The organism is Nocardia abscessus, from assembly GCF_015477775.1.
GTDB lineage: Bacteria > Actinomycetota > Actinomycetes > Mycobacteriales > Mycobacteriaceae > Nocardia > Nocardia abscessus_A.
In genome coordinates, this window is the sequence record NZ_JADLQO010000002.1 from 295,221 (window position 1) to 310,511 (window position 15,291).

Below are 15,291 nucleotides of genomic sequence, written 5' to 3' on the forward strand. Positions count from 1 at the left end.
GGTCATCCGCCGATCCGAGGGCGTATGCCGAGCCACCGCTCGAGTCGCCCCACCGGTCCGGCCTCGCTGCCCGCGCGAGGTCGGAGGGCGAGTACCACGATCCCGGCCACCACGATGCCTGCCATGTTCACGGCCAGCTGCCCCGCGGACAGAAACGCCACCCGCCACTCCCCCAAAGTCGCGGCGACGACGGCGAACCCGGCCGCGGGCACGGTCGTCACCGAGATGAACACCCCGACCAGCGCGGCCGATTTCGCGGTCACCAGCGACAGCATGCCCGCCGCGCCCGCCAGTAGTGCGACGACCAGTGAGAACGGCCCGACCTGGTAGATGAAGTCGACCTCATCGATGCTCGACACCCCATCGATGGTGATCCAGCCGACCTGCCGCCACGCCACCGTCGCCAGCAGCGTGACGACCATCGCCACCGGGAAACCGACCGCGAGCGCCGTCGCCGACCGCCGGGCCAGCTGAAAGTCCCTGCGCACCACCGCGACAGCGAAGGCGGCCAGCGGCCCGAATTCCGGGCCGACGACCATGGCGCCGACGACGGTCACCGGCGAATCGGTCGCGACCCCGACGGCGGCGAGCAGGCAGGCGATCGTGAGGAACGCCAGGAACGCCGCGCTGAGGCTCGACTCCTCGTGGGTCTGCGCGAGCAGTTCCTCCCATACCACCGCGTCGCTCGGCTCACCGGGCGCCTCGTGCACCGCACGCTCGCCCGCGTCCGACAGAACCGTCTCGACCGGTGTGAGTGTCATACCGCCGGACCGGCAGATGCCCAGCGCGGTCAGGTCGTCGAGGACGTCGTTGGCGGCCTCGCGAGCCACGTCCGCCTGCACGAGATCGCCCTCCGGCTCCAGCGCGACGCCGCGTGCCAGGGTCACGTGCGTGACCCCGGGATCGGCGGCGAGCACCTCGAGCGCCGCGTCGGTGATCTCCGGCGGGCTGATCATGCGCAAGTGCAGCAACGGATTTCCCTCGCGGTCGGCGTCCTCCAGCAGGGACGCGGCTGACCAGAAGGTACCGTTCGCGCGTTCGCTCCGCTACGACGCGGTCGCGGCGTCGGCCGCCTTCTGCTCCGGCTTGACGTCCAGCCCCGCCTCTTTGCGCTGCTGTGCGGTGATCGGCGCGGGTGCGTCGGTCAGCGGGTCGACGCCGCCACCGGTCTTCGGGAACGCGATGACCTCACGGATCGAGTCCTCTCCCGCCAGCAGCGCGGTGACCCGGTCCCAGCCGAAGGCGATGCCACCGTGCGGGGGAGCGCCGAAGGCGAAGGCGTCCAGCAGGAAGCCGAACTTCTCCTGCGCCTCCTCCTGGCTGATCCCCATCACCTCGAAAACGCGTTCCTGCACGTCGCGGCGGTGGATACGAATCGACCCGCCGCCGATCTCGTTGCCGTTGCAGACGATGTCGTAGGCGTAGGCCAGCGCCGAGCCCGGGTCGGCGTCGAAGGTGTCCAGCGACTCCGGCTTCGGCGAGGTGAAAGCGTGATGCACCGCGGTCCACGCGGAGTGACCCACCGCCACGTCGCCGCTCGCGGTCGCCTCGACGGTCGGCTCGAACAGCGGCGCGTCCACGACCCACACGAACGACCAGGCGTCCTCGTCGATGAGCCCGACCTTGCGTGCGATCTCGACACGCGCCGCGCCGAGCAACGCACGCTGCGCCTTCGGTGCGCCCGCGGCGAAGAACACACAGTCGCCGGGGACCGCGCCGACGTGCTTGGCCAGCCCATCACGCTCGGCTTCGCTGAGGTTCTTGGCGACCGGGCCGCCGAGCGTGCCGTCCTCGTTCACCAGGATGTAAGCCAGCCCCTTGGCGCCGCGCTGCTTGGCCCACTCCTGCCAGGCGTCGAGCTGCCGCCGCGGCTGGCTCGCGCCGCCCGGCATGACCACCGCGCCCACGTAGGGCGCCTGGAACACCCGGAACGGGGTGTCGGCGAAGTAGTCGGTGCACTCGGTGATCTCCACGCCGAAGCGCAGGTCGGGCTTGTCGGTGCCGAAACGGCGCATGGCCTCGGCGTAGGTCATGTGCGGGATCGGGGTCTGGATCTCGTAGCCGACCAGCTTCCACAGCGCGACCAGGATCTCCTCCGCCAGCAGGATCACGTCCTCCTGGCGCACGAAGCTCATCTCGATGTCGAGCTGGGTGAACTCCGGCTGGCGGTCGGCGCGGAAGTCCTCGTCCCGGTAGCACCGCGCGATCTGGTAGTAGCGTTCGATGCCGCCGACCATGAGCAACTGCTTGAACAGCTGCGGGCTCTGCGGCAGGGCGTAGAAGCTGCCCGGCTGCAGGCGCGCGGGCACCAGGAAGTCGCGCGCGCCCTCTGGCGTGGACCGGGTCAGCGTGGGGGTCTCGACTTCGACGAACTCGTGGCGGGCGAGCACCTCGCGGGCGGCCGCGTTCACCCTGGAGCGCAGCCGGATGGCGTGCGCCGGGGCTTCGCGGCGCAGGTCCAGGTAGCGGTGCTTCAGGCGCGCCTCCTCACCGGGCTGCTCGTCCAGCTGGAACGGCAGCGGAGCGCTCTCGTTCAGCACTTCGAGCTCGGTGACGTTCACCTCGATGGCGCCGGTGGGCAGTTCCGGGTTCTCGTTGCCGCTCGGCCGCGCTTCCACGGTGCCGGTGACGCGCACGCAGTACTCGGCGCGCAGCCGGTGTGCCTGTTCGGCGGGTTCGCCCTCACGGAAGACCGCCTGGGCGACGCCCGACGCGTCGCGCAGATCGATGAAGATCACCCCACCGTGGTCACGCCGCCGGGCCACCCAGCCGGTGAGAGTGACGGTCTGACCGGCATGCTCGCTTCGCAGCGAACCAGCCAAGTGGGTGCGCAGCACGGGGTTCCTTTCGACGACTCGGCACCGGGCGCGGTGTGACCAGGTGCGAGACCATCGTAGTGAGACACATTCCCCGAGTGGAAACCGATATCGCCGCGCCCGTGCCAAGCTGTACCCGCGGGAGTGAGAACCGGGGCTCGTACGACCGAGGGCTGTGTGACCCCGACGGACAAGCGAGAAAGCGACGACGATGACCTTCAACGAGGGCATGCAGATCGATCCGGACCGGGTTTCCTCCGGCGGTCCGGGCATGGGCGGCAAACTCGCGCTCGGCGGCGGCGCGGGCGGACTCATCGTGCTGGTACTGACGCTGCTGCTGGGTGGCGACCCCGGCTCCGTCCTCGGCAATTTCACCGGCGCGCCCGAGCAGACCCGGACACAGCCCGGCACGGAGGGCACCCCCACCCACTGCAAGACCGGCGCGGACGCCAACAAGTACGTCGACTGCCGGGTGGCGCTCACCGCGCAGAGCTTGGACGCGGTGTGGTCGGCCGAGCTGCCGAAGCAGGCAGGCAAGCGCTATGCCGAGCCGAAAGTCGTGCTCTTCTCCGGCGCCACCTCGACCGGCTGCGGCAACGCCACCAGCGATGTCGGCCCGTTCTACTGCCCGGCCGATCGGACCGCCTACTTCGACACCAGCTTCTTCCAGGACCTGGTGGATCGCTTCGGCGCCAGCGGCGGTCCGCTCGCCCAGGAATACGTCGTGGCGCACGAGATCGGCCATCACATCCAGAACCTGCTCGGCGACCTCGGCCGCGCACAACGCGATCCGCGCGGGCCGGAGTCCGGCGCGGTGCGCACCGAACTGCAGGCCGACTGCTACGCCGGAATCTGGGCGCATTTCGCGGACCAGCAGCCCGCGCCCGGCAGCGACCAGCCGTTCCTGAAGCCGCTGTCGGACAAGGATGTCGCCGACGCACTCTCGGCGGCCGCGGCGGTCGGTGACGACCGTATCCAGCGGGCGGCGCAGGGCCGGGTGAATCCCGAAGCCTGGACGCACGGTTCGTCCGAGCAGCGCCAGAAGTGGTTCCTCACCGGTTACCGGACCGGTCAGGTCCGTGCGTGCGACACCTATTCGGCGCAGGACCTCAACAATCCGCCCACCCCGCGGTAGCACCGGATCGGATCGGACACAGCGCGCCGGTACCGCCAGGGCCGGCGCGCTGTCATGATCTACGGCAGTCCGCCTGCGCCGCAGGCGAACACGGACCGCACCGGAAGATGGGATCGATGCGAGTAACGAAAGCTGTTCTGCTGGTTGTGCTGCTGATCGTCGCGGCGGGCTCGGGCGCCGCCACGGCCGACCCTGCCCCGGATCGCCCCAGTGCGCTACCGCCGATCGCCGCACCGCTGGCACTGTTCACGCTGACCACCATTCCGGACGGTTGGCAGGCCCGGACCGATCTCCGCCCACAGCTGGAGATCTTCGCCGACGGCCGTGCGATCAGCAGCCCCGATGCCGTGGCCGCCGATCGCAGTCCCGAGACCGCGCCGAAGCGGATCGACGGTCACATTCCGCCCGATGTGCTCAGCGCCGCGCTGGCCGAGACCAACGCACTGGCCGCGGCGGACCTCGGCGTGCCGAGGCCCATTGATCAGAGCAGCCGGATCATCGACTACATGCCACAGGCACCGGCTCAGGACGTGCATCTGGTGGTGTACTCACCGGAAACCGCCGAGGGACTCGGCGCCGAGCAACAGGCCGCACGCAAGCGCTTCGCCGACCTCTACAAGAAATTGCTCGACGCGTTCGTCCAGAGCAACTGACATTCGCTCGTCACTCGGCCCGAACGGCCACGAGCCGTTCGGGCCGGGTGCCGCGCCGGGCACCCGGCGGCCGGGTCAGAACTGGTCCTGCTCGTAGTCCGAGCTGATGATCTCGTCCGAGTGCGTCGCACCGATGACGTCCGGCGTACTTTCGCCGAGCGGACCGGTGAGATCGTCGTTGCCGGTGGGGCTCTGGTACGGCTGCACCGTGCGCGAGTGCTCCTCCTCGTTGCTCCGCTGCCCCGCGGCGCCGGCCGGGCCACCCATGAAGCTGCTCGATCCGGCGGGTGTGGTGCTACCGGGTGTGCCGGTACCGAGCGAAACACCGGGGACACCGGCGACCGAGCGAATCGGCGGAACCGTGGTGCCGGGCAGGCCGCTGGCCTTGGGCACCGAGGGCGTGCTCGGGCTTCCGGACCGGCTGGGGCTGCTGCCGAGCAGTCCGCTCGGCGCGCCGTGGCTGGAACTGGGACTGTGCGTGCTGGGCACCGACGACGGCGTGGTCGTCGGGCTCGACGTCCCTGGCGTGTAGGAGTCCAGACCCGCCGCCTTCGTCGCGGTGTCGGACGCGGTCGACTGCGCCTGCTCCAGGATCGGCTGGCCGACGTTCTGCGCCAGCGCCTGCGCGACCTCCTGGGGCGCGGGCCCGCCGCCCGGCGCGACCAACTGCTGCACCATGCTGCCGAGCTCGCCGGTCTTGCCCGCCAGATCCCCGCGGGTGGCGTTGACCACGCCGACGGCGTTGCCGAGGTGTTCGGTGGCCGAGGCGATCAGCGCCGCCTGCGCGGGCGGGGTGAGGATCACCGGCGCGAACGCGGTGGCCTGGGTGGCGAACGACGACGCGATCCCGAGCAACTGGGCGTTGCCCTGCTGCACGACCGCGGCGGCCCGCTGGGTGAGTTCGGAGATGTCGATGCCGCGCTTGCTGGTCTCCTGCCCCTCCACGTTCGCCTGCTGGCTCGCGGCCTGGGCATTGCGGGCGGCCTGACTCTGCCACAGCTGGTCGACCGTGCTGATGCTGCCCTTGCCCACCTGCATCGCCATCTCGATGACCTTGGAGGACTGGCTGAGGATCGCGGTCGGATCGAACGCGCCGATGACACCGGTACCGAAGCTGCTGAGCAGGTCCAAGATCGGCTTCATCAGCAGGTCGACGCCGGGCAGCGCGGGAACCGCGACGCCCTGCATCAGCGCGGCGACCGGGTCGGCGGGCAGCGCGGGCAACGACGCGGCGGCGGCCGAAGCCTGGTTCACCGCGGTGCCGACCGCGCTCGGCGCGGCGGTGAGCGCGCCGTCGAGCACACCCTGCGCCTGGTCGAGCGCGGACTCGGCCATCGGCGCGGCGACGTGCTCGACCGCGGTGTTCATGTCGCCGAGCAGCGCGGACATCTCGTGCGGCACGCCCGCCGCGTCCGCCGAGTCCCCCGCGCCCGGCACGCCGCTCAATCCGGGCAGACCGGCGGGCACCGCGGCGGCCGAATGCTGATCCTCGGAGATCTTGCGCGACAGCACGAATTCGGGTGGCTCGATGGGCGGCAGGTCTTCGGGCAATTGCGGCAGCGGCACGTCGAGCACCGCCTGGGCCGGTGCCTGCTGCAGCGCCTCCAGCACGGTCTGCTGGCCGATGGCGAGGTTCTGTTCGGCCGCGTGTGCGACGGCTTCGTCCTGCGGCGCGATGACGCCGCTGTCCAGCGGTCTCATATCGCGTCCCCGATCTGTCCCGCGATCGATCCGAGCGCGCCCGCGTTGGACCAGTCGACGGCGTCGTAGGCCGCGGCGGCGCTGAACGCCGACTCCGACAGCTTGGTGTACTTGGCCGACAGATCGTTGATGTCCTTGGCCTGCAACACCTGCGCCGCGGCGAACATCGCCAGGTAGTCGGCCCCGATCAAACCGAACACCGGAACCAGCGCGGACACGTTGCGCACCGCGTCGAAATTGCCCGCCCCCGCGAGATCACCGGCGATTCCGGCGTTCGTGGCGGCGAACGCCCGGACCGCTTCGGTCTCTACCGAGAGATCACTCATCGAGTTGCCCCCCACATCGTCGTACAGATCTGCGTCATGAACTTGTCGTGATCCGCCGGCTCCCTGCCGAATCGGCAAGGGCCGCTACGGTTGCGCCCAATATAGCGGACCGGACCGGCATCTCACGAGCCCGAACGCGCCGCGCGACCGGGCGAACCGGACCGAATTGGAACGTGTTGCAAATTAGAACAAGTTCTATATTCTCTGTCCCATGAAGGTCGCAGTGACCGGCGCAGCCGGCTACCTTGGCACGAATCTGCTCCGCATCCTCACCGAGCGCGGTCACCAGATCGCCGCCATCGATCGGGCGATTCCCGACGAGCCGGCGGCGCCCGGCGTCACCTGGGTGCGCGGCGATGTGCTCGACCCGGCCTCGATGCGTGCCGCGCTGGACGGCGCCGAGGTGGTCTACCACCTGGTCGCGGTGATCACCCTGGCGGAGAAGAACGACCTGGCCTGGCGGGTGAACACCGAGGGCGTGCGCGTGGTCGCCGAGGCGGCGCTGGCCGTGGGCGCGCGCCGGATGGTGCACGCCAGCTCGATCCACGCGTTCGACCAGTACAGCTGTGGCGGCCGGATCGACGAGAACGCGCCCCGCTCGACCGACCCCGCGCTGCCGGTCTACGACCGGTCCAAGTGGGCGGGCGAGGTGGCGCTGCGCAAGGTGATCGACCAGGGCCTCGACGCCGTGCTGTGCAACCCCACCGGCGTGTTCGGCCCGCTGGACTACAGCAAGCCGCTCTCGCGCATCAACCGGACCCTCAAGGACGCGGCACTGGGGCGGGTGCCCGCCATGATCGGCGGTGGATTCGACCTGGTGGACGTGCGCGACGTGGCAGAGGGCCTGGTCCTGGCCGGAGAACACGGCCGCACCGGCGAGAACTACCTGCTCGGCGGATCGATGATCTCGATGCTCGAACTGTGCCGCGTCGCCGCGACTCATGGCGGCAAGCGGGGTCCGAAGTTCGCCATCTCCCCCAAACTCATATCCGGCGTCATCCCGGTGCTGGCCCCGATCGGCAAGCTGTTCAACTCCGACATCGTCTCCAAGGCCGCGCTCGGCGCCCTGATCTCCGCGCCCGTCGTGGACCACGGCAAGGCCGAACGTGAGCTCGGCTACCAGCCACGCCCGCTCGACGACACGGTTCGCGACCTGGTCGCCTTCTTCGCCGACCCGGCCCGGCTCACCCCGCCCGACACCAGGCAGATCGCTTGACAGCTCCTAGAACACATGTTCGACTGAGGGGGTGCGTTGGCAGAGCCAGACCTTGGACGCCGAGGACGGCGCCTTGCCCGGGCTGTCCCGGGCCGGTCTGGTGCGCACCGTGCAGACGCCGGAGTTCGAGGGCATCACGTTCCACGAAGTGCTCTGCAAGAGTGCGCTGAACCGGGTACCCGAGGGCGCCAACGTGCCGTTCCAATGGACGGTCAATCCGATGCGGGGTTGTTCGCACGCGTGCCGCTACTGTTTCGCGCGCGGCACGCACGAGTATCTCGATCTGGACGCAGGCCGGGACTTCGATTCGCAGATCGTGGTGAAGACGAATGTCGCCGCGGTCCTGCGCAAGGAACTCGGCAGGCGATCCTGGCGCCGCGACCCGGTGGCACTGGGCACCAATACCGATCCCTACCAGCGTGCCGAGGGGCGATATCGGTTGATGCCGGGCATTATTCGCGCACTGACCGAATCCGGCACCCCCTTCTCCATCCTCACCAAGGGCACCCTGCTGCGCCGGGACCTGCCGTTGCTCACCGCGGCCTCCCGCGAGGTGCGGGTGAGCCTCGCGGTGTCCATCGCGATCCTGGACCAGGATCTGCACCGGAGCCTGGAGCCCGGCACACCCTCGCCCCGTGCCCGGCTGGACTTGGTGCGCGCACTCGCCGACGCGGGTTTCGCGGTCGACGTCCTGGTCGCCCCGATCATCCCCTGCCTCACCGACGGCCGGGCGCACCTGGACGCGATCTTCGGCGCGATCGCCGATGCCGGGGCGGATTCGGCCGTCGCGTTCCCGATGCATTTGCGCGGCAGCACGCGGGGCTGGTTCCTGTCCTGGCTGGCCGAGCACCATCCGGCGTTGCTGCGCCGGTACCGCCAACTGTATCGCCGCGGGGCCTACGTCACGCCGGAGTACTCGGCTTGGCTGCGCGCGCGGGTGGCTCCGCTGCTGGCGGAGCACGGCCTGACGGCGCGCACGCGAGCCGAACCGGAGACACGACGCGAAACCACGCACACGACCGGCTCGCAACTGGCATTGTTCGCCTGACGCCAGCACCGCCGAATCTCGCCGGTCCCCGCGCTTCGGGGGCGCGCACCGCATTCGACGGAGTAGTTTGGCGATGGCACCTCTCAGCGACGAGGAAGTGAAGCAGGCATATGGTTTCACACCAAAAAGATGTCGGCACAGCGAAATTGGAAAAGGTCGTCATTCGGTTCGCCGGGGATTCCGGCGACGGAATGCAGCTGACGGGCGATCGCTTCACCCACGAGGCCGCCGCCTTCGGTAACGACCTGGCCACTCAGCCCAGCTTCCCCGCCGAGATCAGAGCGCCGCAGGGCACCCTGCCGGGCGTCTCGTCGTTCCAGATCCAGATCGCCGACTACGACATCCTCACCGCGGGCGACCAGCCCGACGTGCTGGTCGCGATGAACCCCGCCGCGCTCAAAGCGAACCTGGAGGATCTCCCGCGCGGCGCCACCGTCATCGTCAACACCGACGAGTTCACCAAGCGGGCCATTGCCAAGGTCGGCTACCCAGCCGATCCGCTGGCCGACGACACCCTGTCGGACTTCGTGGTGCACCGCGTACCGATGACCTCGCTCACCCTCGGCGCCACCGAATCGACCGGCGTCGGCAAGAAGGACGCCCAGCGCGCGAAGAACATGTTCGCCCTCGGCCTGCTGTCCTGGATGTACGGCCGGCCGATCGGCGGCACCGAGCAGTTCATGCGGGAGAAGTTCGCGACCAAGCCGGATATCGCCGAGGCCAACGTGCTGGCGTTCCGGGCGGGCTGGAACTACGGCGAGACCACCGAGAGCTTCGCCACCACCTACGAGATCGCGCCCGCCAAGCTGCCGCCTGGCACCTACCGCCAGATCACCGGGAACACCGCGCTCGCCTACGGCCTGATCACCGCCGGTCAGCTCGCGGGGCTGCCGGTCTTTCTCGGCACCTACCCCATCACGCCCGCTTCGGACATCCTGCACGAACTGAGCAAGCACAAGAATTTCGACGTCACCACCTTCCAGGCCGAGGACGAGATCGCGGGAATCGGTGCGGCACTCGGCGCTTCGCTCGGCGGCGCGCTCGGCGTCACCAGTACCTCCGGTCCCGGACTCGCGCTCAAGAGCGAAACCATCGGACTCGCGGTGATGACGGAGCTGCCGCTGATCGTGATCGATGTGCAGCGCGGCGGGCCGTCGACCGGCCTGCCGACCAAGACTGAGCAGGCCGACCTGTTGCAGGCCCTCTACGGCCGCAACGGCGAGTCACCGGTGGCGGTGCTCGCGCCACGCTCCCCCGCCGATTGCTTCGCCACCGCCGTGGAGGCGGCGCGGATCGCACTCACCTACCGCACGCCGGTGCTGCTGCTGTCCGACGGCGCGATCGCGAACGGCTCCGAGCCGTGGTCCATTCCCCGGGTGACCGAGCTGGCACCGATCGACCCGGCGTTCGAACCGGAAGGCGACGACACCGACCCGTTCCAGCCGTACGCGCGCGATCCCGACACGCTCGCGCGCCCGCTCGCCGTCCCGGGCACGAAAGGCCGGGCCCACCGGATCGGCGGGCTGGAGAAGGCCGACGGCAGCGGCAACATCTCCTACGACCCGGCCAATCACGAACTCATGGTTCGCCTGCGCCAGGTCAAGATCGACGGCATCGAGGTCCCCGACCTCACGGTCGACGATCCGGACGGCACCGCCGAGCTGCTGTTGATCGGCTGGGGCAGTTCCTACGGCCCGATCGGCGAGGCGTGCAGGCGCGCGCGGCGGCGCGGTGTCGCGGTCGCCCAGGCGCATCTGCGACATCTGAATCCGTTGCCCGCCGATCTCGGTGAAGTGCTGCGCCGCTATCGCGTCGTGGTCGCGCCGGAGATGAACGGCGGCCAGCTGGCCACACTGTTGCGGGCGAAGTACCTGGTCGACGTGCGGCCGTGGACGAAGATCGCGGGCACGGCGTTCTCCGCCCAGGAACTGGTCGGGGTGATCGACGCGGCGCTGGACGGGTCGATCGAGGAGATGGAACAGAACAAGGTCTTCGCCGCACGGGCGCGGGCCACCTACCGACCCTGCGCCGGGCAGAGCGCAGGCGAAGCAGCCGCTGATCGCACAGCTGGGGGTGACGCATGACCATCGTGGAGACCTCGCTGGTCGGTACCGATCTGGGATTGACCGGAGTGTCCGGGGTGCCGTCCGCGGACGGACCGCAGAAGGTGAAGGACTTCACCTCCGATCAAGAGGTGCGCTGGTGCCCCGGCTGCGGCGACTACGTGATCCTGGCGACGGTGCGGGGCTTCCTCGCCGAACTCGGGTTGCGCAGGGAGAATCTGATGTTCGTGTCCGGGATCGGCTGCTCCAGCCGCTTCCCGTACTATTTGGAGGCCTACGGCATCCACTCCATCCACGGTCGCGCGCCCGCGATCGCGACCGGTTTGGCGGTCAGCAGGCCCGACCTGTCGGTCTGGGTGGTGACCGGTGACGGCGACGCGCTGTCCATCGGCGGCAACCATCTGATCCACGCGTTGCGCCGCAACGTGAACATGACGATCCTGCTGTTCAACAACCGGATCTACGGCTTGACCAAGGGGCAGTACTCGCCGACGTCGGAGCAGGGCAAGGTCACCAAATCGACCCCGATGGGATCGGTGGACCATCCGTTCAACACCCTGTCGGTGGCGCTGGGCGCGGAAGCGACCTTCGCCGCCCGCGCGCTGGATTCCGATCGCGCCGGGCTCACCGAGGTGCTGCGCGGCGCCGCGGAGCATCGCGGCACGTCGTTCGTGGAGATCCTGCAGGACTGCCCGATCTTCAACGACGGCTCGTTCGACGCGCTGCGCCGGGACAACGCCGCCGACCACCTCATCCCGCTGCGGCACGCCGAGCAGATCCGTTTCGGCGCCGAAGGCGAATTCGCGGTCGTACGCCGCGGTTTCGGGCTCGCGGTGGCTCGCGCCGACAGTGTCTCGGAGTCCGACATCGTGGTGCACGACGCCTACGCCGACGACCCGGAATACGCCTACGCGCTGTCGCGGCTGTCCGACCAAGGACTCGACCACGTGGTCACCGGCGTCTTCCGCAACGTCTCGCGACCGACCTACGACGACGGAGTGCGCTACCAGACGGAGGCGGCTCGCGAAAAGAAACCCGTCGGTCCGGACTCGCTCCAGTCCCTGCTCACCGGACCCGAGACCTGGACGGTCGGATAGCCAGCCCCTGGTCGCCGGGCGTCCCGCGGCAGGTCAGGCGCGCTTGGCGAAGCCGAGGTCGATGACGGCGTCGCGTTCCTGCTCCAGTTCCGCGAACGAGGCGTCGATCCGGGGCCGGGCGAGATCGTCGACGACCAGATCGGGCACGATCCGGTACTCGCCGTTCGCGCAGGTGACCGGGAACGAGCTGATCAGCCCTTCGGGCACGCCGTAGGAGCCGTCCGAGGGCACGGCCATGGAGACCCAGTCGCCGTCCCGGGTGCCCCGCACCCAGTCGTGGATGTGATCGATCGCGGCGCTGGCCGCACTGGCTGCCGAGGACGCGCCGCGGGCCTGGATGATGGCGGTGCCGCGCTGCTGCACGGTGGGCACGAACTCGTCGGTCACCCAGGCCCGATCGCCGATGAGGTCGAGGGCGGGGCGTCCGGCGATGGTGGCGTGCGCGATGTCCGGGTACTGCGTCGCGGAGTGGTTGCCCCAGATCGCGACGCGCGCGATGTCGGCCGCGGGCGCACCGGTCTTCTTGGCCAGTTGCGCGATGGCGCGATTGTGGTCCAGCCGGGTCATGGCGGTGAAACGCTCGGCGGGCACGTCGGGGGCGTTGCTCATGGCGATGAAGGCGTTGGTGTTGGCCGGGTTGCCGATCACGAGCACCCGCACGTCGTCCGCGGCGCTGGCGTTGATCGCGGCGCCCTGCTCGGTGAAGATCGCGCCGTTGGCGGCCAGCAGATCCGAGCGCTCCATGCCTGCCGTACGCGGCCGAGCGCCGACCAGCAGGGCGATGTCGGCGCCGGCGAAGCCGATCCACGGGTCGTCGCTGATGTCGACCGACTCCAGCAGCTCGAACGCGCCGTCGTCCAGTTCCATCGCGACGCCCTCCAGCGACGCCACCGCCGCGGGGACCTCGAGCAGCCGCAGCCGCACGGGCGTGTCCGGGCCCAGCATCGCGCCGGAGGCGATCCGGAACAGCATGCCGTAGGCGATCTGACCCGCGGCCCCGGTCACGGTGACGGTCACGGTCCCAGCGGCGGTGCTCACGACGAACTCCTTGTGGTCGGCGGACTTCTGCTGCCACCCTAGCCACTCTCACCGCCGCTGAAGGCGCACGGTGAGCAACGCGACAGCGCCCCCGGAGCGGACGGTCAGCCGAGCGTGGCAACCTCGGTGTCGGTCAGCACGATCGGTGACACCGCGTCCTTGGCCCGCGCCAGCCGCACGGCGCGATACAGGGGCCGTTCCTCCAGCCCGGCATCCCGCGCCTCGGCCCGCAACTGCTGCACCAGCATCTCGGAAACCGCTACGGCCGCTGCCAATTGGCTGGCCGACAGCGCGTCGGCGAGCCTGCGCAGGCCGAGCAGGTGCAGTTCCCGGCCGCTGCCCGCGTCGGTGTACATGGCCAGCGGAACGACCTGGGAGACCTCTCCGGCGGTGACCCGCAGAGCGATGCGGCTCAACCTGGCCGGGAAAACGAGGACCTCGACGCCGGTCGCCGCCGACATCTCCACCTGGCGTTCACCGAACAGCCTGCGGGCGTGGATCCTCGTTCCCGTCACCCACATTCGCCGCCGGCGCAGCGCGACGGCGTACAGCACGGTCGGCGCGCCGACGACGACGCCGATGGCAACGGCGATCGGCCAGCTCACCACGGTCGCGGCCAGCAGCGCCGCGCCGAGCCCGATGCCCGAAGCGGCCAGCGCGAGACGACGCAGCATCGGCGCGTACAGCTCGGGCGCGACCAGATCGAGCCCCACCGGTGCGACCGCCCGCTGGTCATCAGAATTCGTGGACACTGCTCCGCCCTCTCGCGACTCCGGCACCGGTCGTGCGCCGGTCACGCCACCGCGCCCATCGCCCGGTCAGCGACGGGTTCGACGCACAGTACCGTGCGTGCGGCGCTTGTGCCGGGAAACCCGACAGCGCCGCGCACCCGCTATCCGGCCAGCGACTCCCGGATCACGCCGACCGCCTCGGGCAGCGGAATCTGCCGCTGGTCACCGGTGGCCATGTCCTTGAGCCCCACGGTGTTCTCCGCGAGATCCCGATCCCCGAGCACGAGCGTGAACTTCGCCCCGGAGCGGTCGGCCGCTTTCAGCGCGCCCTTCACGCCGCGGCCGCCGTAGGCCAGATCCACCCGGACGCCCGCCGCCCGCAACTGCGCGGCCAGCACCACCAGCCGCTGTTTGGCGGCGTCACCCAGCGGCACGCCGAAGACCTCGCAGCGCGCCTGATCGCCCGCCGACTTGCCTTCGGCCGCCAGCGCCAGGATGGTGCGGTCGACGCCGAGGCCGAACCCGATGCCCGACAGCGGCTGCCCGCCGAGCTCGGCCATGAGCCCGTCGTAGCGGCCGCCGCCACCGATGCCGGACTGCGCGCCGAGACCGTCGTGCACGAACTCGAACGTGGTCTTGGTGTAGTAGTCCAGCCCCCGCACCATGCGTGGGTTCACCACGTACGGCACACCCAGCGCTTCCAGGTGGCCGAGCACCTGCTCGAAGTGCGCTTTGGCCGACTCCGACAGGTGGTCGATCATCAGCGGCGCGTCCGCGGTCATCGCGCGTACCTCGGGTCGCTTGTCGTCCAGCACGCGCAGCGGGTTGAGCTGGGCGCGCCGCCTGGTCTCCTCGTCCAGCGGCAGGCCGAGCAGGAAATCCTGCAGCAGTTCGCGGTACTGCGGACGGCACGTCTCGTCGCCCAGCGAGGTGATCTCGAGCCGGAACCCGTCGAGTCCGAGACCGCGGAACCCGGCGTCGGCGATGGCGATCACCTCGGCGTCCAGCGCCGGGTCGTCGACGCCGATCGCCTCGATGCCCACCTGCTGCAACTGCCGGTACCGACCGGCTTGCGGCCGCTCGTAGCGGAAGAAGGGACCCGCGTAGCACAACTTCACCGGCAACTGGCCGCGGTCGAGGCCGTGCTCGATGACCGCGCGCATCACGCCCGCGGTTCCTTCGGGACGAAGGGTGACGCTGCGATCGCCGCGGTCGGGGAAGGTGTACATCTCCTTGGTGACGACGTCGGTGGACTCGCCGACACCACGGGCGAACAGGCCCGTGTCCTCGAAGACCGGCAGCTCGATATGCCCGTACCCGGCCAGTCGGGCGGCGCGCAGGAGGCCGTCGCGCACCGCGACGAACTCGGCCGAGCCGGGTGGCACGTAGTCCGGTACCCCCTTCGGGGCGGAAAAGCTGCTGGTCTTGGTCACGATGCTCCAGTTTCCACCACTACGCCCCCGCAAG

General features: G+C 69.9%; 13 protein-coding genes. 6 read left to right on the forward strand and 7 right to left on the reverse strand.

Going from position 1 to position 15,291, the window contains the following annotated elements:
* Positions 1–2 precede the first annotated feature (2 nt).
* Both IU450_RS06935 and aspS read right to left on the reverse strand, forming a co-directional pair.
* Positions 3–971 (reverse strand): DUF389 domain-containing protein, encoded by a 969-nt coding sequence (locus tag IU450_RS06935; RefSeq protein WP_195148952.1) that lies wholly within the window; start codon positions 969–971, stop codon positions 3–5.
* 75 nt (positions 972–1,046) lie between these two features.
* Positions 1,047–2,837 carry an aspartate--tRNA ligase gene (gene aspS / locus IU450_RS06940; protein WP_195148953.1) on the reverse strand — a complete coding sequence of 597 codons (1,791 nt, stop codon included), beginning with the start codon at positions 2,835–2,837 and terminating at the stop codon, positions 1,047–1,049.
* Positions 2,838–3,027: 190 nt separating this feature from the next.
* On the opposite strand from aspS, the gene IU450_RS06945 reads away from it, so the two are divergent.
* Together IU450_RS06945 and IU450_RS06950 are read left to right on the forward strand one after the other, a co-directional pair.
* A complete protein-coding gene (locus IU450_RS06945; RefSeq protein ID WP_195148954.1) occupies positions 3,028–3,951 on the forward strand; it encodes a neutral zinc metallopeptidase in 924 nt (307 codons plus the stop codon).
* 116 nt (positions 3,952–4,067) lie between these two features.
* Complete coding sequence (locus IU450_RS06950) at positions 4,068–4,604, forward strand: hypothetical protein (protein WP_195148955.1); 537 nt, start codon at positions 4,068–4,070, stop codon at positions 4,602–4,604.
* A gap of 75 nt (positions 4,605–4,679) precedes the next feature.
* Here IU450_RS06950 and IU450_RS06955 read toward each other — a convergent pair whose 3' ends face one another.
* Both IU450_RS06955 and IU450_RS06960 read right to left on the reverse strand, forming a co-directional pair.
* Positions 4,680–6,305 (reverse strand): hypothetical protein, encoded by a 1,626-nt coding sequence (locus IU450_RS06955; protein ID WP_195148956.1) that lies wholly within the window; start codon positions 6,303–6,305, stop codon positions 4,680–4,682.
* A complete protein-coding gene (locus IU450_RS06960) occupies positions 6,302–6,631 on the reverse strand; it encodes a type VII secretion target (RefSeq protein WP_195148957.1) in 330 nt (109 codons plus the stop codon). The genes IU450_RS06955 and IU450_RS06960 overlap by 4 nt, the downstream gene beginning before the upstream one ends.
* A gap of 211 nt (positions 6,632–6,842) precedes the next feature.
* Between IU450_RS06960 and IU450_RS06965 the strand changes: the two genes are divergently transcribed.
* From IU450_RS06965 to IU450_RS06980, 4 genes are all read left to right on the forward strand, one after another.
* Positions 6,843–7,847, forward strand: a complete 1,005-nt coding sequence (locus IU450_RS06965) for an NAD-dependent epimerase/dehydratase family protein (RefSeq protein ID WP_195148958.1) — start codon at positions 6,843–6,845, stop codon at positions 7,845–7,847.
* 31 nt (positions 7,848–7,878) lie between these two features.
* Positions 7,879–8,895 (forward strand): Rv2578c family radical SAM protein, encoded by a 1,017-nt coding sequence (locus IU450_RS06970; RefSeq protein WP_195148959.1) that lies wholly within the window; start codon positions 7,879–7,881, stop codon positions 8,893–8,895.
* 110 nt (positions 8,896–9,005) lie between these two features.
* Complete coding sequence (locus tag IU450_RS06975) at positions 9,006–10,979, forward strand: 2-oxoacid:acceptor oxidoreductase subunit alpha (protein WP_195148960.1); 1,974 nt, start codon at positions 9,006–9,008, stop codon at positions 10,977–10,979.
* Positions 10,976–12,055: a 2-oxoacid:ferredoxin oxidoreductase subunit beta gene (locus tag IU450_RS06980; protein WP_195148961.1), complete on the forward strand. Its 1,080-nt coding sequence runs from the start codon at positions 10,976–10,978 to the stop codon at positions 12,053–12,055. Before IU450_RS06975 ends, IU450_RS06980 begins: the two co-directional genes overlap by 4 nt.
* A 33-nt stretch (positions 12,056–12,088) precedes the next feature.
* On the opposite strand, the gene IU450_RS06985 is transcribed toward IU450_RS06980, so the two are convergent.
* The 3 genes from IU450_RS06985 to hisS form a co-directional block, all read right to left on the reverse strand.
* Positions 12,089–13,093, reverse strand: a complete 1,005-nt coding sequence (locus IU450_RS06985; RefSeq protein ID WP_195148962.1) for a malate dehydrogenase — start codon at positions 13,091–13,093, stop codon at positions 12,089–12,091.
* 104 nt (positions 13,094–13,197) lie between these two features.
* Entirely contained in the window at positions 13,198–13,845 is a 648-nt protein-coding gene (locus IU450_RS06990) for a hypothetical protein (RefSeq protein ID WP_195148963.1), read from the reverse strand.
* 140 nt (positions 13,846–13,985) lie between these two features.
* Positions 13,986–15,257, reverse strand: a complete 1,272-nt coding sequence (gene hisS / locus IU450_RS06995) for a histidine--tRNA ligase (RefSeq protein ID WP_195148964.1) — start codon at positions 15,255–15,257, stop codon at positions 13,986–13,988.
* Positions 15,258–15,291 lie beyond the last annotated feature (34 nt).

Coding starts and splice junctions, on each gene's coding strand:
- IU450_RS06945 (WP_195148954.1), top strand. CDS start 3,028: ATGACCTTCAACGAGGGCATGCAGATCGATCCGGACCGGGTTTCCTCC.
- IU450_RS06950 (WP_195148955.1), top strand. CDS start 4,068: ATGCGAGTAACGAAAGCTGTTCTGCTGGTTGTGCTGCTGATCGTCGCG.
- IU450_RS06955 (WP_195148956.1), bottom strand. CDS start 6,305: ATGAGACCGCTGGACAGCGGCGTCATCGCGCCGCAGGACGAAGCCGTC.
- IU450_RS06960 (WP_195148957.1), bottom strand. CDS start 6,631: ATGAGTGATCTCTCGGTAGAGACCGAAGCGGTCCGGGCGTTCGCCGCC.
- IU450_RS06965 (WP_195148958.1), top strand. CDS start 6,843: ATGAAGGTCGCAGTGACCGGCGCAGCCGGCTACCTTGGCACGAATCTG.
- IU450_RS06975 (WP_195148960.1), top strand. CDS start 9,006: ATGGTTTCACACCAAAAAGATGTCGGCACAGCGAAATTGGAAAAGGTC.
- IU450_RS06980 (WP_195148961.1), top strand. CDS start 10,976: ATGACCATCGTGGAGACCTCGCTGGTCGGTACCGATCTGGGATTGACC.